This is a genomic window from Clostridioides sp. LIBA-7602 (assembly GCF_056688945.1).
The window spans coordinates 3,441,547-3,464,516 of sequence record NZ_CP196991.1; the positions used below are offsets into that span (position 1 = coordinate 3,441,547).

Below are 22,970 nucleotides of genomic sequence, written 5' to 3' on the forward strand. Positions count from 1 at the left end.
TTGTATAAAATCAAATATATTTTCATCATTTCAACAATGAAAAAGAAGCTTATCTCTATTTTGAGACAGCCCCTTTTTAAATTTGTGTTTTTTTAATAATTTATTTAATTGAGATTATTTCTTTTTTCTAAACGATTTTTTATAAATTCATGTATTACTTTCACTAATATATTTGTAATTAGTATTAATACTGCTAATGCTGCAGCCTGTGCAGTGCTACCTTTATCATCCAATTGTACAATTGATATCGCAGCTACTTTTGAGCTAGCAGTGTATATAAATACTAAAGCTGATATTGTCACCATAGAGTTTAAGAAAAAATACATAAAGTTTTCTAAAACTGCTGGTAAACAAAGTGGTATAGTTACATTCTTAAGAATTGATACACTGTTTATTCCCATTGACTTAGCTACCATATCTAATTCCTTATCTACTTTCTTAATGGCTGTAGTGGCAGTTATAAATGCTACTGAAAAGAAATGTACTATATTACATATAACCATTATGAGTAATGTCCCATATAATCCATTGAATAAATTCTTAATGTATATTGTATCCATAAAATTAAACTCTAACTTATTAAAAAATAGTACATAAGCTATACCTAAAACCAACCCTGGTAATGCCATAGGTAATGTACTTAAAAAATATCCAAATGATTTTAAATATGGAGCTTTTTCTGTTTTTTCATTTAGATATGCAAATAAGAAAACAAAGCTTGTGCCAAGAATAGCTGTTAATAGCGACATTTTTATTGAATTTATAAATGGTTTAATTCCATCAATACTATTCTTCATAGAAAAGTGTTCCAGTGTAAGTCTTAAGTCATATGGCCAAACTGAAATTAATGATGATAAGATTACAGTTAACATTACAGCTATTATACCAAATGCAATAAATCCTAAAATTCCTCCTAAGATACCATCTCTTAACTTATTAGATTTAACTTTATATGGAATTGACTTTGAGTTTATATATGAATTTTGATTTTTTTCAATTTTTTTAGTTACTATAAATGATATTATTGCTGGTATTAAAAGTAATATTGATACAGTAGCACCCATTGGCATATTTTGTTGTCCTATAATTTGCTTATACACATCTATTGATAATACATTAAACTCCCCTCCAATTACTTTTGGAGCTCCAAAATCTGTAAAGCATAATGTAAATGACACAAATGCAGAGCTTATTAAAGAGTATTTTATACTGGGAATTGTTATGCTAATAAATTCTCTTATCTTACTTATACCCATAGTGTTACTAGCTTCATACAATCTGTAATCTGTTGAACTTAATGATATATAGAGTATTTGAAATGATTGAGGAAATACATATATAATTTGTGCTAATATTATTCCCATTGCTCCATATATTGGAACATGTATTCCAAGTAAATTAGTGACTAACCCCTGATTTCCAAACAAATATACTAAACCTATTGCATGCATCATTGTTGGAGCAAACATAGGAAACATCGCTAAAGACTTAAAAAATCCTTTAAATTTAATCTTTGTCCTCGTTAGTGCATACGCATATACCAATGCAAGTGTTAACGATATTACAGTTGATATAATAGATACAAATACTGTATTTTTCAGTGAATTCAACAGAGCTTCAGAAGCTAAGTATTCTCGGAAGTTTTGTAATCCAACAAAGACTCCATCTTTATCTAAAAATGCCTGCATAAATAGATATATTATAGGTGCCAATAAAAAGATTACTAAAGACATGACCAATACTGTGAGCATACACTTTTTTATATCTAGATTCATTTTTGATTTAAGATTTATACTTTTAGAACTTATAGCATTATTATTCATATACTTATGCTCCTTTAACTTTTGGATACTTTAAATAGTATTTTTCATCTATACTTATTTTTACAAGGTCACCTTCTACTAAATTTAAATTAACCCATTCTTTTATAGAAACATCACTTATTATGAAATTTTCATTTAATTTATCTTTTATTTCCACTCTTAGTAGATTTCCTCTAAACTCTATATTAGATATTATTCCTTGATAATTTTCTTTTGTTGATTTCTCTATTTGAACATATTCTGGTCTTACAGTTAATATAGAATCTCCATTATCAAAGCAGTTTGTATCTCCTATAAATTGAGCTGTAAATAAATTTTGAGGATTTTGATATATTTCTTCTGGAGTTCCTATCTGCATTATATCTCCTCCATTTAAAATGGCGATTTTATCTGCCATTGTTATAGCCTCTTCTTGGTCATGTGTTACCATTATTGTAGTTATATTAAGTTCTTTTTGTAATCTTTTAATATCCATTCTAAGCTTGTGTCTAACCTTTGCATCTAATGCAGACATTGGCTCATCTAAAAGTAAAAATTTTGGTTCAAGTGCTAATGCTCTTGCTATTGCAATTCTCTGTTGTTGCCCTCCTGATAATGCTTTAGGATATTTATGAGCTTCATGAGTTAATCCAACTATTTCAAGAACTTCCTTAACTTTATTATCTATTTTTTCTTTTGAAACTTTTCTTTCTTTAAGTGGAAAAGCTATATTGTTATATGCAGTCATATTTGGAAATAAAGCATATGATTGAAATACTATTCCAAAACCTCTCTTTGATGGTTCTAAATTTGTAATATCTTTATCTTGAAGAATTATAGCTCCACTATTTACTTCTTCAAGACCTGCTATTATTCTAAGTAATGTAGTTTTACCGCATCCACTAGGTCCAAGTAAACATAGAAATTCACCTTCTTCAATATCTAAACTAATATTATTTAAAACCCTTTTTTGGTCATAATTTTTAAACACATTATTTATTTTTAAGTAACTCATATCTTATCTCCCCTTATATACTTATATTTTTATTTTAAATTTTTTTCTTATAACATTGCATCTTCTAGATTATAAAATTAAATTTTACTTGCTTTCAGATTTTGAACCATACTTTGATTCCCAAGTTTTCAATATTGTACTTCTATTTTTTGCAGCAGAGTTTAAATCTACTTCCTTTATTAGCTGTTCAAATGGTTGTTTAGAATAACCTTTTGGAACTGGATTATCTGTCTTTATAGAAGTAACTGCTACTTCGTGTGCATATCTATCCATAGCTGAATCGCTCATTGCCCAGTCTAAAAATAACTTTGCTTCTTTTTTTATATTATCTTTTTTAACTAAAGCATTTGCCTCTAAATCCCAACCTGAACCTTCTTTTGGAAATACTACTTCTATAGGTTCACCGCTAGATAATTGTTGTGTAGCTCTATATCCAAGTGTAATACCTATTGGATATTCTCCAGAACCAGCTAGTTTGGCAGGCTTTGAACCTGAATGTGTATATGTAGCTATATTTTTATGTAATTTATCCATATAATCGTAAGCATCTTTTTCGCCCATCATTTGAATAAGTCCTGATACTGTAAGATATCCTGTTCCAGATGATGCTGGATTTGGCATTGTTATGAGTCCTTTGTATTCTGGTTTTATCAAATCTTTATAGCTTTTTGGAATATCAATACCTAATTTCTCAAGCTCTTTATAATTAACTACTATTGCAGTTTCTGGTACACTCATTCCTACCCAAGATACATCTTCTTCAGTATCTTTAAATTTTTTATCAACCTTGTCATAATTTTTAGGCTTATATGCTTCAAGTGCCCCATCTTCTTTTAATTCTATCATGTTCATTGCTGATAACCCCCATATAACATCAGCTTGTGGATTATCTTTTTCTGTTAATAATTTTGAAGCTATTACCCCATGAGAATCCATAACTATCTCTACATCTATATTGGGATACTCTTCTCTAAAACCTTCCATATAGTAAGCTATTTGTTCTTCCTCTAATGCTGCATATATTGTAAGTTTATTATTTCCTTTTCCTTGAGTAGTTTGTGGTGTTGTTGATATGCAACTTGTCATAAATGTAATTACTGCAATACACAGACAAGTAAATATAAATTCTTTCATATCGTCCCCCTTTATCTGCTTTTTTCTTTTTTTAATTGTTTTTTGTTGTTTTTGCTTATATTTATATAATACACCTAATTTGTTAATATAAAGTTAAGTGTAAATTAACAGTTCGTTAATTTTTAGAAATTTTTGTTAAATATATTATTTTTAATTAAATATAGTATGTTTTTAAACAATCTATCTTTTTTACAGTATCCATATTTTTAATTTAAACATAAAAAATAAGCCTAACTTCTATAAATTAGAATGTTAGACTTATTTCTATAGATATTTAATTACACAACCAAATTATTTTTTTTCTTTTCTTCAAGTGCTTTTTTAAGCACCATATCCTTAACCTTCATAAGTCTAGTAGTACTTGCTCTCTCATTTTCTTCAAGCTTCATAGCAATATACTTAATAGTCTCAATGTAATTTGGTATCATTACATTTTCAAGAGCATTAACACGTCTACGTGTCTTTTCTATCTCTTGTGCAAGAAGCTGTGCACTTTTTTCACTTTCTGCAAGTCTTAAAAGTGGTTCCATAGCAGCTGAAAATGCTTCCATAGCAGAATCCAATTCACCTGATGTAAAAGCAAGACCATAAGGATAAATATCACTTTGATTGTTTTCAGTTTTAAAGTCAAACACAGGAACGTCAACACTCATTATATTTTTCGTAGATACATCTACGGAAACAGATTGCTTTGGCATCATAAGCGCTGAACCTAGATACTCCTGACTCATAACTGCTCTTGCAATTATAAAATTCTTATAAGCACCATCGAGAGCATTTTCTGCTTCTTCACGTAATCGCTTATTTTCTCTTACAATCTCAAGAAATTGTTTCATAAGTTCATCAAGTTTATCTTTAAGAAGCTTATGACCTCTTGTAGCAGTTTTAAGGAGTTTCTTAAGCCTAGTCATTTCCATACGTGTTGGATTTATATTTAATCTAGCCACAGATATCACTCCTTAGGCATATATTTTTCAAAATATTCATCGCGAATACGTTTAAGTTCACTTTTTGGTAACATACTAAGAAGCTTCCATCCAATTTCTAATGTCTGCTCAATAGTTCTATCAGTTCTAAATCCTTGTGAAACATATTCTTTTTCAAATTCATCTGCAAACTTTGCATACATTAAATCAATCTCAGAAAGTGCAGATTCACCAAGTATTGCCATAAGTTCTTTTGCATCTTTACCTCTTGAATAAGCTGCAAAAAGCTGGTTCATTGTATCTGCATGATCCTCACGAGTCTTACCCTTACCAATCCCTTTATCTTTTAGACGAGAAAGTGATGGTAAAACATCTATAGGAGGCTGTATATCTTTTTTATAAAGTTCACGATTAAGTATAATCTGTCCTTCTGTAATATATCCTGTAAGGTCAGGAATTGGATGTGTTTTATCATCCTCAGGCATTGTAAGTATTGGAATCATAGTTATAGAGCCCTCATGCCCTTTCATTTTTCCTGCTCTTTCATACATTGTAGCAAGGTCAGTATAAAGATAACCTGGATATCCACGACGTCCTGGAACCTCTTTTTTAGCTGCTGAAACTTCACGTAATGCCTCTGCATAGTTTGTAATATCTGTTATTATAACGAGTACATGCATGTCTTGCTCAAAAGCAAGGTATTCCGCTGCTGTAAGTGCCATTCTAGGTGTAGATACACGCTCTACAGCTGGGTCATTTGCAAGATTTACAAATACTACAGAACGGTCAATTGCACCAGTTGCTTTAAAGTCACTTATAAAGAAATCTGCATCTTCAAAGGTTATACCAACTGCGGCAAACACAACTGCGAACTTAGAGTCAGTCCCACGTACTTTTGCCTGTCTTGCAATTTGAACTGCAAGATTAGCATGTGGCAAACCAGAACCTGAGAATATAGGAAGTTTTTGACCTCTAACTAGTGTATTAAGCCCATCTATAGCAGAAACACCAGTCTGTATAAATTCAGCCGGATAGTCACGTGCCGCTGGATTTATTGGAGCTCCATTTATATCAAGTCTTTTATCTGGTATAATTTCTGGGCCTCCATCAATAGGTTTACCCATTCCACTAAAAACACGACCTAATATATCTGGTGAAACTCCAAAGTCAAGACTCTTTCCTAAAAAACGAACTTTACTTTCAGCAAGGTTTATACCTGTTGAACTTTCAAAAAGCTGAACAAGTGCAGTATCCTCATTTACCTCTAGAACTTTACAACGGCGAATCTCTCCATTTGAAAGCTCAATTTCTCCAAGTTCATCAAATTTTACACCTTCTACACCGTTTATTAACATAAGAGGACCGGCTACCTCTTGTATTGACTTATATTCCTTTATCATAGTTCTTCAGCCCCCCTCTTTTTAATAAGGTCTGCAAGCTCATTGTCTATTTCATCTTCAATTGAATCGTAAGTAGCATCTATATTGTCTTCTTCTACATACTTAGCACGACCAATCTTTTCAAGAACTGAAAGCTTGATAATATCATTTATAGTAACATTTTGCTTGATGGCATCTTGTGCTGACTTATAGAATTTTAGTATAAGTCCCATCATTCTATATTGCTTATGAAGTGATGTGTAAGTATCCACTTCATGGAAAGAGTTTTGATGAAGGAAGTCCTCTCTTATAGAACGAGTAACTTCTAATATCAATCTATCTCCATCTGAAAGTGAATCAACTCCAACCAATTGAACTATTTCTTGAAGTTCAGATTCAACTTGTAAAAGTTTCATAGCTTGAGCTCTTTGAGCTGAGAAATTATCATTTACATTTTTATCTGCCCATACATCAACTTTTTCCTGATAGAGTGAATAACTTGTTAACCAGTTGATTGCTGGGAAATGACGCTTATATGCTAAAGAAGCATCAAGCCCCCAGAATACTTTTACTATACGAAGTGTTGCTTGGCTGACAGGTTCTGATGTATCACCACCAGGAGGAGAAACTGCTCCAATCGCTGTAAGTGTTCCTTCTCTGTCATCCATACCTAGACAATTTACCTTTCCAGCTCTCTCATAGAACTGAGCAAGACGTGAACCTAGGTATGCAGGATAACCTTCTTCACCAGGCATCTCCTCTAGACGACCACTCATCTCTCTAAGAGCCTCGGCCCATCTTGATGTAGAGTCTGCCATAAGTGCAACACTATATCCCATATCTCTAAAATATTCAGCTATTGTAATACCAGTATATATAGAAGCCTCACGTGCAGCAACTGGCATATCTGATGTATTGGCTATAAGCACAGTTCTTTGCATAAGTGACTCACCTGTTCTTGGGTCTTTTAATTCAGGAAATTCAAGAAGAACATCCGTCATTTCATTTCCACGCTCGCCACATCCTATATATACAACTATATCTGCATCTGCCCATTTAGCAAGCTGATGCTGTGTAACAGTTTTTCCACTTCCAAAAGGTCCTGGTATAGCTGCTACCCCACCTTTTGTAATTGGGAAAAATGTATCTATAACTCTTTGCCCTGTAACAAGAAGTGAATCTGGTGTTTTCTTTTCTCTATATGGTCTTTCTTTTCTAACTGGCCATTTTTGCATCATAGTCACAGGTATGTCATTACCTTTTTCATCTGTAATAACACAAACTGTATCTTCAACAGTAAATTCTCCAGAATATATTTCTTTTATAGTACCTTTAACTCCATAAGGAACCATAATTTTACATTCCACTACAGCTGTTTCTTGAACTCCACCTATTATATCTCCAGATACAACTTTATCGCCAACAGCTTTTTTAGGTTTAAATTCCCACTTAACTGCTCTATCAAGTGAAGATACTTCAACACCTTTAGTTATATTAGTACCTGAAATATCATACATTTTTTCAAGTGGACGTTGAATACCATCATAAATAGTTGAAATAAGACCTGGCCCAAGCTCAACACTCATAGGCATTCCAAGAGAAACTACTTCTTCCCCTGGCCCTAGACCAGAAGTTTCCTCATAAACCTGTATAGAAGCTTTATCTCCATGCATTTCTATAATCTCGCCTATAAGATGTTTATCTGAAACTCTTACGACGTCAAACATATTCGCATCTCTCATGCCCTCCGCTACAACAAGCGGTCCTGACACCTTTACAATTGTGCCTGTTTTCATATTCTCTCACCTGCAATCATATACTTTATCAAAATTTAAATACTCCCTCCTATATTTTATCAATACATACCTTTAGCACTAATAAAATTTGAGATTGTCTTTTATTCAACTTCCATTTATTCTTTAAATAATATATCTGCACCTATAGCACGTTTACTAGATTCTCTTACTTCATTCATACCTAATCCCATACTTCCTCCAATACCTGGAATAACTATAATAGCAGGAAGTTGGTAGTCTTTGTATTTTGCTATTGATTCTTTTGCAAGCAATGATGCCTGTTCTGTAATATAAATTATCGCATACTCATCTTCAACCAACTTATGTATACTTTTTTTAATTTCGTCACTATCATAGGCTGGGAAGATATCTATTCCAAGAGCTAAAAATCCCATGATGCTATCTTTATCTCCAACTACTCCTACCTTATACATAAGCATCCCTTAGCCTTTCTTTTATAGTATCTGCGTCTATATTATTAAGCTTACTAGTCAAAATAATTCTTATTGTTTTTATCTCTGATTCTTTAGCATATAAATAAGCAATTAATGGTTCTAATGTAAGAGGTTTAAATTTTGCTTCTCTAACATATTCCATAAGATAGTCATCACAAAGTTTTTCAAAGACAGTGAATCCACTACCCATACCTTTTTTACAGACATCAGAGTAAGAAGTAGATTTAAAACATGATGCTGGAGTGTCTGAAGAAAAAGCTTCTAAGAATTTTTCCTTATCAAGTGACCCCCCTGAAACAAACACATTCATAAACATCTGAAAATCTTTCTTCATATTTTTAACTCTTATAAAACTTTTTAGATTTGTTAAATCACAAACTTTCATAACATAATCTATTACAAATTTGTTTTGACTTTCTTTAGCAGTCTCTCTCATACTAGAAAAAGTCGCTTTATCTAAAGCAATATCAACCATTTGACCATTTTGTGTCTTACTATAAACATCAAATGCCTCTACTATGGCGGCTTCCATTATCTTAGGTAAATCACTAAAACTACGATTTGCTAAAGATTCTCTAAGCTTAACAAGAGGAATTGTACCTCCATCAATCAAATATTTTTCACCATCTACACCAGAAATTTCTTCTTTAATCAGCACTTTTAAGTTGTGATAGTCATTTTTATAAAGAAATACATCAACAAATTTTTCTTCAGGAGCTAGACCTTTAAGAATTTCATATGTCTTTGATAATTCTTGAGTCAAAATATTCTCAAAATTATGGATATTATTATTTGCTGTATCCACATAACCTGCTTCAGCTATAATTCTTAAAGAGTCTTCAGGGCTTTTGGCTTCTGCCATTTGAATAAACATTTGTCTGTTAAGAAGCTGTTTTTCAAGCACTCTTATTCGTGCCACGGCATAGGGATAAGTTTTTTCTTCTGCCATTTTTTAACCCCTCCTTAATTAAACAAAATTTCTGCTGCAATTTGTTCAATATCTTCATGTTCTACTGCAATTATGGCTTCAAATGAATAATTGTACTCAATGTCACCTTTTTTAACTATGAAGCCTCCAGTAATATCTCTGATTTCATCAGACACTTTAATGCCTTTTTTTGATAATACATCTTTTAATGTTTTTTTGTCCTTTTTAGATAACACTATCTGTGAATCTTCTGTACAATTTGATTTTTCAATCATATTTAATATAATCTCTTCATATTCACTATCTTTAAGATTTAAAAGTTTATTTTTAGCTTCTAAGATTACTTCTTCTAAAATCTCTTGTTTTTTTGATAATATTTGTTTTTTAGCCTCCATATAAGCTCCTGATATTTCCTTAGAAGCTGCTTTTTCTGCTTCTGCCTCTGCAAGCTTTGTATAGGAAGCCATTTCCTTTTCAGCTTTTTCATTAGCTGAATTTATTTTTGAATCTGCCTCACTCTTAGCTTTATCCAATATTTCTTGTGCTTCTTGCTTGGCATCAGCTATAATTCTGTCAATCATTTTTTGTTCATTACCCATAGGAGTGCTTCCTCCTTTTCATTTTTTTTACTTATGAATTATACTCTATATTTAACCAACTGCAATTCCATTGTAAGCTAAGAAAGAAACAAGTAGTCCTAAAAGCGCATATGTTTCAACTATCGCTGCAAATGTTATAGCCTTACCAAGTTCTTCAGGTCTTTTAGCAACTATTCCAACCCCTGCTGCTGCTGCCTTACCTTGTGCAATACCTGACACTAAACCAACTAAACCAATTGGAAGTCCTGCCATAAGAAGTTGTAAACCTTGAGCTGATGTTGGTATTGCGTCTCCCCCAATAATTCCTGCTTTTGATAAAATAAGGAAAGCTATGATAAATCCATATAGACCTTGTGTACCAGGAAGAAGTTGTAAAACTAGAAGTTGACCGAATTTACTAGGGTCTTCTGTTACAACACCTGCTGCGGCTTGACCTGCTATTGAAGTACCCTTAGCAGAACCCATACCTGCAAATAATGCTGCTATAGCAGCTCCTGATATTGCCAAAAATTGACCATTTCCTAACGCGTTTAAAAATTCCATATTTACATCTCCTTTTTATTAATGCTTGTATATTTTGTTTTATACTTAAACGGAACAAAAGGAACTCCTCCGCCTTCATAAAACTTGTTGAAAAATTCTACATACTGTAACCTACTTGTATGAACATATGCACCAAGTGCATTTATAAGAAGGTTTATTGTGTGTCCTACAACACCAATTACAACTGCAAATATTGGACCAGCTATAGCCCCTAAAAGATTGATAACCTGCCCTATAACTCCTGTTGTTAGACAAAGTGCCATAATTCTTGTATAAGATAATATATCAGCAAAATAACTTGTTATACCATAAAGACTTGAAAATCCTTTGAAAAGCTTAACAGGAACACCTTTAAAGCTTCTTCCTTGAGTAAGAACAAGACCTATAGCACCTATAATTGCTAAATATTTTCCTACTTCAGAAAATACACCTATATCTCCTGCAACAAAAGGTATTATAAGTAGACATACCCCTGTTATACATAAATACCAAAAACCTATATCAAAAATTGCATCTATTACCTTTCCATCTCTTATTAATGTATATGCTTTAATTCCCAAACCTACATATATATGGATAATACCGAACAGTAATGACATTCCCATAAGTACCATAACATCCTCCAAAGGATTGATTAAAGCTTTTATAGGAATTAAATCCCCCAAAATACCCCCGAATATAAGACCCCATATAGTAGTTGAAACTCCGCAAATACCAATAAGTTTAATTAAATTCCCTTCACCTTTTTGCATTTTTGATTTGTATACAATAAATCCACATGCTAGTGCAATTATCATCCCATACGCAGCATCACTTAGCATCATTCCAAAGAATATAACATAAAAGAAAGTCATAATTGTATTTGGGTCAATATCTTTTGTGCTTGGACAGCTGTACATGTTTGTTACACTTTCAAAAGGTGTTACAATTTTATTGTTTTCAAGCAGAATTGGGAAGCCTTCTTCTTTATCTCCTTCCTCTGTCTGAACGCAACAATCAAACTTCTCTGTAATTTCTTTAATTAGTTCTTCTGCTCTTTTACTTGGTAGCCAACCATTAAGACAGAATGTTGTTTTTGTTTTGACAAGCCTCTCTATAATCTTTTTTTGGTCTCTCTCTATAGTGTAAAAATCATATAGATTTTCAAGCATGTGTACACTATCTGCATGGCTTTTAATTTCTTCCGTCTTATCTTTAGAAACGTTTTCCTGTCTAATTATCATTTCATTATATTTCTTAATAGCTTGTGATGGTGTACCTTCTTCATTTGGCAATGCAACTACTGAAAAATTAAATTCTTTTAGAACCTCTAAAGCATTATCAAAAGTTTCTTTCAAAGTAATTAAATAAACATAGTTCATTAATTTATCGGAATTAATAATTCCAAGAACACTTTCTGGTATTTCATCTTCTAATTTTACTCTTAAGGCATCAATATTTGCACTTATAGGTACAGTTCCAAGTATAGTTTTTGTATACTTAGTTTCCATATTCTCAAGAGGAATGTCAAAGTTCACCCATGGTTCTAACATGTTTTTATTGTTATTCAATAGATTTATGTTAGTCCTTATTGTACCTATCTCCTTATGTAGAGTGTTTAACTCTAAAGCTTCAGCATAAATTTGCTCTTCTTTTTCACTATCAATTCTGTTAAACTCTCTTTTTGGTGCAAACATGGCTTTCTTTTGTTTCACTAGTGAAGAAACAATGTTAATTGCTTGATTTACATGAGACATCTTCTGTTCTAGCATTATAACTTCTGATTCTTCACTATCTTTTACAAGATAATTTTTTAATTCCTCCTCCTCAGTAAGAAAGGCACTATCATCAATCTGAACAAACCCACGGTTCATAAGTAGCTTTAAAATCTGGCTTTTTTGAGCTTCTAAGCCAACAATAGATATTTTGTTCATATTAACTATTGCCATATTATCTCACTACCTTTCCAATAACCGCTTCAATTGCCTTACTTTTTCTTTCTTTAGCAGTTTTTTCAATTTTCAGACATTCACTTTTAGCATCAGCTAAGATTTTATCAACCTCCACCTTACTGTCGGTGACTGCCTTCTCAATAAGAGTTTCTTCCATAAGCTTTGCTTGCTTTTTTACATCAGCAAAGATGCTTTCACATTGGTTTACAGCATCAGCTCTGATAGACTCTGCATCAGTAACAGCTTTAACTTTGATACTGTCTGCTGTCTGCTCTGCCTCAACAATGCTTTTTATTATTTCAAAAGCCATCCAAATCACCTCTCTTACCTTTTTACTATGTATATAACCAATTAGATTTTTTTATTCTAATTAGATTACTACCTCATTGTTAAAGTATAAACAGCATTTTTATATAATAATTAATATTTTTCAACGTTTATTTCTTAATAAAACATATTTTAGAATAGTACTTACTTAGATTTATATCCTGTTTTGACTTACTTTTAGACTATGACATGAGTATGATTTTTAAATATCATTATTTTCAATAATTATAATTTAAAGCGATATAGTTTGTCAATAGCGTTATTCTGTTTTAAAATTAACGTTTTATCGACATTTTAAATTTTTATTTTAATTTTTTTCTACATATAATTTTATTTGTTACATATAAAATATTTTTATTTGTTTTTTCAACACTCATAGTACTGAAACTTATTGTTTTTTTTGAATTTTTAGAAATATCTCTCATTATTTCATCTAAGTTTTATAAATCATTGGGCTATATCGATTTTTGTCACCTTATTTTTAGTCTAATTTTTTATATTTACTTAGAAAGAAATTAATATTTTTTAAGATTGATAAAATTTACACTTACATCTGATATTTTTATTTGAACTAGCTATATTAATTTTAAATTGATAACATATACAGTTACTTTATATATTCGACAACATTATGAAAAAATCCTCGTACCAATCACTCCAATCTTCAATAGGATATGCTGCTCCACCATTTACACTCTTCAATAGATTTGATGTATATTCTTCTCCTATAGAAAAAAGCTCACCTACTGTTATATTGTAACCTTTAGATGTAGCCACTTTACAAAATGAATCCATAACATCACGTTGTTCTCTTGTTTTTATAAGCTCTATTTTAAATTTCTCATCTTTTCTGGCTGCTTCTAAAATTTTAATTAACTTTTCATTCATTATATGTTCCTCCTTTTGATAATCATTATATAAAAATGAAGCCATCTTAAAAAAACTAAGATGACTTCACTTAATGTCTATAGTAGTACATTCCTTAATATAAAATAATTGGTGTACCTGGTTCTATATTTTCATATATCTTCTTTGCTTTAGAAAAAGGTGTATTTACACATCCATGCGAACCTGAAGATCTATATATACCTCCACCAAAAGAGCCTCTCCAAGTAGCATCATGAATTCCTATATTTCCATTGAATGGAAGCCAATAGCTTACAGGTGAACTGTAACCTTGCCCAGTTAATGAAACATTTCTAGCTTTATAGTTAAGAGGGTATATACCTGATGGTGTGGCAAATCCTCTACCTAAATCACCTGTTACAACATCTGTTGATACAAGCATCTCTCCATTTTTAAAGAACCACATATGTTGGTTAGAAAGACTAATCTCTACATATGTATTTCCAATATCATCTCTATTACGAGATACAGCTTTTTGTATGTAAATAGGTTCTCTTGTAACATTTTTACCAGCTTTTACAACATCAACCAATGCTTTAGCTTCTTTATTTTTGTCTATCAACCAACCATAAATTCCACCTGAAATTGTAATCTCTTTACCTGTTGCAGTCTTAAATGGTCTTGAATCTCCAAAAGTACTATATTTTTTGCTTAGTCCTCTTGCATATTCAACCATTGCAGCATTATCAAAGCTTATCTCATAATTCTTTTCTGAATCCACCTTTAACCATTTGTTAATCTCAACACCATCTAAAGTTTCCTTACGGTCACTAAAATCATATGTAACAACTACACCAACATACTTATCTAATGTCTTAATAGCTTCTTTCAATTTTTCTGAATCCTTTGTATTGTTTGGTGCTTCATATACCTTATTTTCTTCTAAAGAAATAGAAGTATCTCCAGAATTAATTGATTTTTGTACTAACTTATAAAAATCATCTTTTTTTACTTTGTTTCCAAGTACCTCTGGAACTATAGCATAAGCATTTTTAATACTATCATACTTAGGATAAGCACTCTTAGGTTCTACAACTTTTTTACTATCAAAGCAAGCTAGAGAATTAAATCTTTTTTCTAGTAAATCTTTATTATATGAAAGAGTTACCATATTATTATACTCTTTAGATTTAAATATTCCACCAATCCATCCAAATGCACTCTGGCTATCTTTTATCTTTTGAACTTTATCATCTGGTGTAAACTTCAAATCTATATCCTTTGCTTTTATTTGCTCTTTCTTATTGTTTCTTTCCTCTAAGTTTAAAGTATAAGAACTAGTACTTGATGTTAATAAATCATTTACTTGCTCAACTGTTTTTCCTGAAGCTTTAACCCCATTAATAGTTGTTCCAAAGTAAAAATGATTTCTAAAAAAGATTGCCATTCCTATATAAGCTACAACTAAAACACCTACTACTATAGCTATCTTAACTTTTAGATTTTTTTGCCCACTTTCTTGTTTTACCTCTTTTCCATCAATCATAATTAAATCCTTCCTTACATTATAATTACCTATGTACCTTATTGCTTTTTAAACAAAATCACGTTTGCCTTATTTTATATACCCAAATTACTGTAGTATTATTTACATTTTTAAATATAGAGTTATTTCCATCATACTATTTTATTTTTTAGGTAAAATAGTTATTGTAAATACCTCCTTTCAAAATCCCTTAAATATAGGCTCTGCTATATTAATATATTACCATACTTTTAGGAATCATGGGGATATCTATCTATTTTTGTAACTTTAAACTACTTTTTTAAATAAAAGAAAATAATTATTTATTAGTTTACTTATCTTAAATTATTTCTTAAACATTATATTCCAATCTAACATAACGTTGTTATATACATTCTATTTAATTATCTTAGTCTCTATATCTTTTCCATCTGCATATTCTTTTAGTAATTCCTTAGCATAATCAAAATATTCTTCAATATCAGATTCTTGACTAAAAGAAAATATACAAATCAGTATTTCATTTGCGTCTTCTGTTATCATTGCTCTCTCAGAGTCACTAGTTGGACTTCCAAATTTACCTAGTGAATCAGATAATATAGGAAGATTTTCTATATTTATTAATTCTTTTCCAATACCTTTATACTGTTCACCTTCGTCTCCTACAGTAAAACATACTGGTGAATGTAATTTACTTACATTATATGTACCTACTGGATACAACGATTTTATTGATATTAGATTATTTATTTCAACTATATTATTTATTGTGTAAAGACCTTTCCCTTGGATAATTCTTCTAATTAATGCTTCTGAAGACGTTCTATATCTACTTGGATTTTTACCAAGTTCTTTATAAGCATTTCTTGCATCTTTAATCTTATCCAATTTTGTAATGTCTTCAACTTTTAGACTTTGATTTAAAATGTCACAAAACTCGTTTATCTTGTTAATTAATTTTTCTGAGCTCTTATTTACTGCTACTTTTGCTTGGATACAGCCTAACTTCGCATCAGGCCATCTTTCCTTAAGTTTTTTATCAATACTTACATCTATCATACTTAAACAACTCCTATACACTGAATTTTTATTAAAGTTTTTATCATCTATACATTATAGTACTATTCTTTTGTTAATAAAATGTTTATTAGCAAAATAATTTATTTTTAATACAATCTTTGTAAAAAACTATTACTTTTCCCTTATATAGTCTGCATATGACCAAAAATCAAAAAACACTAATTATTTAACAAGAATTTACTAAACTCAAGTATCTATAATAGTGTTTTATATAAAATTTAAATTTCAATCTTGCAATAAACTTATAAAATTTATACCTGGCATTGGTCTTGCAAAATAGAATCCTTGGACTAAATCACATCCGAATTGCTTCATTAGCTCAGCTTGAGCCTTACTTTCAACACCCTCTATAGTTACAATTAAGTCTAGGGATTTAGCTAGAGATACTATAGATTTTGCTATATTACGACTTCTCTCATCATTTTCTATACCATCAAGAAAAGATTTATCTAATTTCAGTACATCAATTGGCATATCTCTTAAACAACTAATGGAAGAATATCCTGTCCCAAAATCATCCATAGAAATAGAAAATCCATACTTTCTTAACTCATTTAAGACATTCTTCAAAATATTTAATTCATTCATAGCTACAGTTTCTGTTATCTCCAGCTCAATTAAATCTGAATTTATATTATATTTTTGTATAGTACTATTAATAAATTTTACGATATCTGGTTGGTACAATTCAACTCTAGATAAATTCACTGAAACTGGAACTATACTTTTACCTTGTTTTTTCCAGTCAGATAAATCTATACAGACTCTCTCAAACACAAATCTCCCAATTTTTAAAATCAATTGACTTTTCTCTGCTATAGGTATAAATATTGCTGGACTTATAAATCCATATTCTGGGTGATTCCATCGTATTAATGCCTCACTACCTATCATTTCACCATTTACAAGTGAAAACTTAGGTTGATAATATACCTCAAATTGATTTTTTACTAAGGCTGTTTTTATATCATCTAAAATAATTGATTCTTCACTAAGCTTATTTCTAACATCCTCATTATAAATAGCATAATTTATATTTTTACCTTTAGCAACAGACCTAGCCATATTTGCCTTATTTACAGCCTTTTGAATATCTACTTCTCCTTCTTCTACAAAGTAAATCCCAACACACAGAGAAATTTCAAATACTGTATTTAAATTACTTTCAATATTATTTCGTATATTATCAAGTTTTCTTATAATTTTATCTCTTCCCTTTTTATAGTCACAGAAAATTGAAAAATAATCACTCGAAAGTCTTGCATATATTTCGCCTTCTGTTAGTTCCTCTTTTAAAGCCCTTGCTATTGTGATTAACAGATTGTCACCAAATTCGTATCCAAAAGTATCATTAATCATCTTAAAATTATTAATATCAAAATATACTATAATATAGTTTAAAGATGGTTTATTTAAAAGATATTTACTACACTCCTTATAAAACTTATTTTGATTTCCTATATGAGTAATCTTATCTTCATAAGCCAAACTTAATATTTCTTTTTCATTAGATTTTTTTATATACATTATATAGAAAATAATTGTAATAAATACAAATATAATAAATAATACTGCATATACAGCTCTCTTAATAATTTGCTCTGAATTCTTGAATATAACACTTTCTGGAACTGAAAAAATCAAGTTCCAATCCTTTATATAGTTATTTTTTTCATTTCCATTATCCATAGTGGCATATCCTAGATATCGTCTTTCTCTTGAGATTGTTAATATTGTTGCACCTGTTTTATTTTCTTCTAATTTTTTATTTAAATCATTTACCTCTTTAATATCATTATCCTGTTTTAATAATTCATAAATATTTTTTGATAGTCTGTCCTGTTGAGGATGAAGTATAACTTTCCCATCATTTTTTACAACATAAGATATACTATTATCTTCATAAAAAGATACATTTATAAGTTTCATTAAAGTATTGATATCATAGGTACAATATAAAACTCCAACTATTTTATCATTATTTAATATTGGCACTGATATAGTAATCTTTTTTACAGATTTATTTACTTCATCAACATATGGACTTGAAACATAATTTTTACCTTTAATTGAGTTTTTGAAGAATTCTTTATCCTTAACTGAAAACTTGTTACCCTTAGTATTTTCTGTATTACCATTTATATCAACTATTGCCATGGTGTAAAATTTTTGATTTTCCATTTCATCCAAAAGCTTTTTTATTTTTTCTTCATTAGATATGTTTGGATTCGAAGCATAATAACTTGAAAAAATATTTAAAACATCTAAATCTTTTTCAATTTGTCTCTGGGCTAATTGAGAACCTTGTATTGCAACTTCTTTTATATGTACTTCTGCTTCTGATATAAGAAGATTTTTTGTATTTTCTATATAGATATACCCCATTATCAGAAATACTGATGTCAACAAAAGAATTATAATTAATGTAACACTCTTATTTCTCTTCGTCATTCTTCTCCTCCCCTAATTAGTCACTACTTTATATAGCTAACATACCTTATTTAATATAAATTTATCATTTATGTTATATACAAATATACCCAAATACCATATATAAAACCAATCTAATTATCATATAAAACATTCTTTAACTATTATAATAACACTATTTAATTGAATTTTGAATTAAAGAATAAAAACTATTCATTTTTCCAAATAAAAATCCCTTATACAGTAAAATTTTATCTCATGTATAAGGGATTTTATTTTATATATTTTTTAATAATTTATCTTCCATAATATGAATTTAAATACATATTTTTTATTTCATTCATAAGAGGATATCTTGGATTTGCTCCTGTACATTGGTCATCAAATGCTTGAATTACCATTTCATCTATTGAATCCATAAACTTAGATTCTTCAATACCAAATTCTTTTATAGTTTTAGGAATGCCAACTTTACATTTTAATTCTTCAATAGCTACTAGTAAGCTTTGGAATTTCTCTTCATCAGAATTTCCTTTTAAACCTAAGAATGAAGCTATTTCAGCATATCTCTTTAAAGCTTCTGGGTATTTATATTGAGAAAATGCCCCCATTTTCTTTGGTGCATCTGAAGAATTAAATTTCATAACCTCTGTTATTAAAAGAGCATTTGCAACTCCATGTGGTACATGATGGAAAGCACCTAACTTATGAGCCATAGAGTGGCAAACACCTAAAAATGCATTTGCAAAAGCCATACCTGCCATTGTAGAAGCATTTGCCATTTTTTCTCTAGCTTCTGGGTCTTTTGCTCCATTATCATATGCACGTGGAAGATATTCAAATATACTCTTAATAGCTTGTAGTGCTATACCATTTGTATAATCAGTTGCAAGCATAGATACATATGCTTCTAATGCATGAGTCAAAGCATCTATACCAGAAGCAGAAGTTAAACTTTTTGGCATATTCATCATCATATCAGAATCAACTATGGCCATATTTGGCATTAATTCATAATCAGCTAGTGGATATTTTACCCCTGTGTCTTGGTCAGTTATAACAGCAAATGGTGTTACTTCTGAACCAGTCCCTGCTGATGTTGGTATTGCTACGAAATTGGCCTTTTCACCCATTTTAGGGAATGTATATACTCTTTTTCTTATATCCATAAATCTCATAGCTAGGTCTTGGAAATCTACTTCTGGATGTTCATACAATGTCCACATTATTTTCCCTGCATCCATTGCGCTTCCTCCACCTATAGATATTATTACGTCTGGATTAAATTCGCTCATAGCTTTAGCACCTATCTTGGCACATTCCAAAGTTGGGTCTGGCTCTACTTCAAAGAATGTAGTATGTTTAATATTCATTTCGTCTAATAAGTCAGTAACTGCTTTAGTATACCCATTATTGTAAAGGAATGTATCTGTTACAATAAAAGCTCTCTTTTTATTCATTACATCCTTAAGTTCTTTTAGTGCTACTCCTAAACAACCCTTTTTGAAATAAACTTTTTCTGGTGCTCTAAACCAAAGCATATTTTCTCTCCTCTCAGCTACTGTCTTAATATTAAGTAAATGCTTAACTCCTACATTTTCAGATACTGAATTTCCACCCCAAGACCCACATCCTAAAGTAAGAGAAGGAGCTAGTTTAAAATTATATAAATCACCTATACCACCTTGAGAAGAAGGAGTATTAATTAAAATTCTGCAAGTTTTCATAGCTGAAGTAAATTTATCAAGTTTTTCTCTTTGATTTACATCATCGATATATAATGAAGATGTATGCCCAAATCCACCATCTTCAACTAACTTTTCTGCTTTTCTAACTGCATCATCAAAATCATTTGCTTTGTACATTGCAAGTACTGGTGAAAGTTTCTCATGAGCAAAAGCCTCTTCTAATTCAACTGATTCTACTTCACCTATTAAAACTTTAGCATCTTCTGGAACTTCAAAACCTGCAAGTTTTGCTATTGTACAAGCTGTCTGACCAACTATTTTAGAGTTTAATCCTCCATTTACCAAAATTACATTTCCCATTTTCTCTGTTTCATCTTTATTTAATAAATAAGCTCCACGCTCTTTAAATTCTTTTTTAACTTCATTATATACATTTTCTAATACTATAACTGATTGTTCAGAAGCACATATCATACCGTTGTCAAAAGTCTTAGACACAAGAATTGAGTTTACAGCAGTTTTTATGTCTGCGCTATCATCAATTATTGCTGGTGTATTACCTGCTCCAACTCCAATAGCTGGCTTTCCAGATGAATATGCTGATTTAACCATTCCAGGTCCTCCTGTAGCAAGAGTTAAATCTACCTCTTTCATAACAGTTGTAGTTAATTCTAAAGAAGGTTCGTCTATCCATCCAATTATACCTTCAGGTGCTCCAGCTAAAACAGCCGCCTCAAGAACTACTTTTGCAGCTTCTATAGTAGAATTCTTTGCTCTTGGATGTGGAGAGAAGATTATCCCATTTCTAGTTTTAAGTGCCAATAGTGCTTTAAATATAGCAGTAGAAGTTGGATTAGTTGTAGGTACAACAGCTGCAATAACACCTATTGGTTCAGCAATTTTAGTCATACCAAATGCCTCGTCTTTCTCTATTACGCCACAAGTTTTTGTTTCTTTATATGCATTATATATATACTCTGAAGCATAATGATTCTTTATGACTTTATCTTCAGCAATTCCCATACCAGTTTCTTTTTGTGCCATTATAGCTAAAGGAACTCTTTGCTTATTAGCTGCTAAAGATGCTGCTAAAAAAATCTTATCTACTTGCTCTTGAGTATATGTGGCAAATTTTTTTTGAGCCTCTCTAATTTTTGCTAATTTTTTAACTAAAGTTTCAACATTATTTACAACACCTACATTAATTGACATAACCTCATCTCCCTTTATATTTTCTATTATATCCTGTTCTTTATTGGACATTTTGACAACCTCCTAGAATAGTATTTTTTGCTTAAATGTTAATTTATTAACAGTATAACATCTTCTCTTTCTATTTTCAAGTTATTTTTTTAACATTTTATTTTTATTTAAAATAATCTTACTTGTTCCACTAATACTCTAGTTTACGAATCATTAGTTTCATTATATATCACTTTATTTTTTATGTAGATTATAGAAATTTTCATCTTAAAACTTAATGATAACGTTATTATTTTAACATAAATATTTTGCGTTTTTCTTATGAATAAAAATATATACAGATAAGTTTTTTCAATGTAGTATAATTAAACATATAAATTCACAAGTCTTATATAATACGAAATAAGGTATAGTTAATACAGTAAAAATAAACTTAAAGTTCATAGGAGGAATACGGATGAAAAAATTAAAAATAATCAGCATTTTATCTTTAATTATAAGTACAATTTTAATGATTGTAGGTATTGCAGTAGTAGCTTATTATGTAGATAATTTATTTATTAGAGGACTATCAGTATTTATCTTGATTATGTCTGCTTGTTTTGTATCAAGTACAGTGAGATTAATATTTAAAGAAGCAAAGTAATATAAATTCCAGTTTATAAATTAGATTAGGTAAATATTTTAATAAATTATAGAATAAAGTCCAGCAAATAATATTGCTGGACTTTATTAATATTACATACAATACATATATTACACCACTAATCTATTGATGTGGGCTTTTTATAACAGGCTGTAATTGCTTATTTTCTAAAGCAAGTTCTATAGTTGGAACTATTAATTCCGTATGTGCAATCATAGAATTAGGCTTTGCTTTACAGTTGTCTTGGCCAAAAGGTACAAAATATATGTTTTTAGAATTAAGGAGAATACCAATATTTTTGAAATTAAAGCTTAGAGCATCATTCGTTGATATTGATATTACTAGTGGTTTATCATTACGAAGATGACCTTTAGCTGCCATCAATACTGGTGAATCCGTAATACCATTTGCTAATTTTGCAGCAGTATTTCCAGTACAAGGTGCTATTATTATAATATCAGCAATTCCTTTAGGTCCAAATGGCTCTGCCTCTTCAATCGTAACGATAGGTTTATTACCTGTAAGTTCATATGCTTTTTTCATAAACTCTTCAGAATTTCCAAATCTACAATCGATATTTTGTGATACATCTGAAAATATAGTGTGTACATTTGCTCCTTCTTTAACCAAATTCTCCAACTCTATAAATATTTTATCATAAGTACAAAACGAACCAGTAAATCCTACTCCAATTGTAAGTCCTTTAAGTCTCATTTT

The 22,970-nt window shown here is 30.3% G+C and carries 19 protein-coding genes; 1 reads left to right on the plus strand and 18 read right to left on the minus strand.

All coding sequences use genetic code 11. The features are described from left to right. Positions 1 to 104 precede the first annotated feature (104 nt). From ACTG45_RS16135 to adhE, 17 genes are all read right to left on the minus strand, one after another. Positions 105 to 1,823, minus strand: a complete 1,719-nt coding sequence (locus ACTG45_RS16135; RefSeq protein WP_021385827.1) for a putative 2-aminoethylphosphonate ABC transporter permease subunit — start codon at positions 1,821 to 1,823, stop codon at positions 105 to 107. Positions 1,824 to 1,827: 4 nt separating this feature from the next. Next, entirely contained in the window at positions 1,828 to 2,817 is a 990-nt protein-coding gene (locus ACTG45_RS16140; protein ID WP_169465205.1) for an ATP-binding cassette domain-containing protein, read from the minus strand. A gap of 84 nt (positions 2,818 to 2,901) precedes the next feature. Further along, complete coding sequence (locus tag ACTG45_RS16145) at positions 2,902 to 3,951, minus strand: putative 2-aminoethylphosphonate ABC transporter substrate-binding protein (protein WP_479919387.1); 1,050 nt, start codon at positions 3,949 to 3,951, stop codon at positions 2,902 to 2,904. Between the two features lie 278 nt (positions 3,952 to 4,229). Beyond that, positions 4,230 to 4,898: a V-type ATP synthase subunit D gene (locus tag ACTG45_RS16150; protein ID WP_021385831.1), complete on the minus strand. Its 669-nt coding sequence runs from the start codon at positions 4,896 to 4,898 to the stop codon at positions 4,230 to 4,232. 5 nt (positions 4,899 to 4,903) lie between these two features. Beyond that, positions 4,904 to 6,277: a V-type ATP synthase subunit B gene (locus ACTG45_RS16155; protein ID WP_021385896.1), complete on the minus strand. Its 1,374-nt coding sequence runs from the start codon at positions 6,275 to 6,277 to the stop codon at positions 4,904 to 4,906. Further along, a complete protein-coding gene (locus ACTG45_RS16160; protein ID WP_021385858.1) occupies positions 6,274 to 8,052 on the minus strand; it encodes a V-type ATP synthase subunit A in 1,779 nt (592 codons plus the stop codon). Before ACTG45_RS16160 ends, ACTG45_RS16155 begins: the two co-directional genes overlap by 4 nt. A 116-nt stretch (positions 8,053 to 8,168) precedes the next feature. Further along, positions 8,169 to 8,486, minus strand: coding sequence for a V-type ATP synthase subunit F (locus ACTG45_RS16165; protein ID WP_009893746.1), 318 nt, complete (start codon positions 8,484 to 8,486; stop codon positions 8,169 to 8,171). Then, complete coding sequence (locus tag ACTG45_RS16170; RefSeq protein ID WP_021385854.1) at positions 8,479 to 9,456, minus strand: V-type ATP synthase subunit C; 978 nt, start codon at positions 9,454 to 9,456, stop codon at positions 8,479 to 8,481. The genes ACTG45_RS16165 and ACTG45_RS16170 overlap by 8 nt, the downstream gene beginning before the upstream one ends. 14 nt (positions 9,457 to 9,470) lie before the next feature. Further along, on the minus strand, positions 9,471 to 10,034 hold the full coding sequence (locus ACTG45_RS16175) for a V-type ATP synthase subunit E (RefSeq protein WP_021385844.1): 564 nt from the start codon (positions 10,032 to 10,034) through the stop codon (positions 9,471 to 9,473). Positions 10,035 to 10,085: 51 nt separating this feature from the next. Continuing rightward, entirely contained in the window at positions 10,086 to 10,577 is a 492-nt protein-coding gene (locus ACTG45_RS16180) for a V-type ATP synthase subunit K (RefSeq protein WP_021385913.1), read from the minus strand. Between the two features lie 2 nt (positions 10,578 to 10,579). Next, positions 10,580 to 12,505 carry a V-type ATP synthase subunit I gene (locus tag ACTG45_RS16185; protein ID WP_479917436.1) on the minus strand — a complete coding sequence of 642 codons (1,926 nt, stop codon included), beginning with the start codon at positions 12,503 to 12,505 and terminating at the stop codon, positions 10,580 to 10,582. A gap of 1 nt (position 12,506) precedes the next feature. After that, on the minus strand, positions 12,507 to 12,818 hold the full coding sequence (locus ACTG45_RS16190; RefSeq protein ID WP_021385841.1) for a hypothetical protein: 312 nt from the start codon (positions 12,816 to 12,818) through the stop codon (positions 12,507 to 12,509). 629 nt (positions 12,819 to 13,447) lie between these two features. Further along, a complete protein-coding gene (locus tag ACTG45_RS16195; RefSeq protein ID WP_021385846.1) occupies positions 13,448 to 13,723 on the minus strand; it encodes a hypothetical protein in 276 nt (91 codons plus the stop codon). A gap of 94 nt (positions 13,724 to 13,817) precedes the next feature. Beyond that, entirely contained in the window at positions 13,818 to 15,227 is a 1,410-nt protein-coding gene (locus ACTG45_RS16200) for a L,D-transpeptidase family protein (RefSeq protein WP_479917437.1), read from the minus strand. A gap of 375 nt (positions 15,228 to 15,602) precedes the next feature. Continuing rightward, on the minus strand, positions 15,603 to 16,265 hold the full coding sequence (locus ACTG45_RS16205; RefSeq protein WP_021385878.1) for a B3/B4 domain-containing protein: 663 nt from the start codon (positions 16,263 to 16,265) through the stop codon (positions 15,603 to 15,605). 246 nt (positions 16,266 to 16,511) lie between these two features. Further along, entirely contained in the window at positions 16,512 to 18,737 is a 2,226-nt protein-coding gene (locus ACTG45_RS16210; RefSeq protein WP_479919388.1) for a bifunctional diguanylate cyclase/phosphodiesterase, read from the minus strand. 275 nt (positions 18,738 to 19,012) lie between these two features. Continuing rightward, positions 19,013 to 21,667 carry a bifunctional acetaldehyde-CoA/alcohol dehydrogenase gene (adhE, locus tag ACTG45_RS16215; protein ID WP_479917439.1) on the minus strand — a complete coding sequence of 885 codons (2,655 nt, stop codon included), beginning with the start codon at positions 21,665 to 21,667 and terminating at the stop codon, positions 19,013 to 19,015. 397 nt (positions 21,668 to 22,064) lie between these two features. Between adhE and ACTG45_RS16220 the strand changes: the two genes are divergently transcribed. Next, positions 22,065 to 22,253: a hypothetical protein gene (locus tag ACTG45_RS16220; RefSeq protein ID WP_021385931.1), complete on the plus strand. Its 189-nt coding sequence runs from the start codon at positions 22,065 to 22,067 to the stop codon at positions 22,251 to 22,253. Between the two features lie 123 nt (positions 22,254 to 22,376). Here ACTG45_RS16220 and ACTG45_RS16225 read toward each other — a convergent pair whose 3' ends face one another. Then, positions 22,377 to 22,967: a dipicolinate synthase subunit B gene (locus tag ACTG45_RS16225; RefSeq protein WP_021385926.1), complete on the minus strand. Its 591-nt coding sequence runs from the start codon at positions 22,965 to 22,967 to the stop codon at positions 22,377 to 22,379. Positions 22,968 to 22,970: the final 3 nt, after the last annotated feature.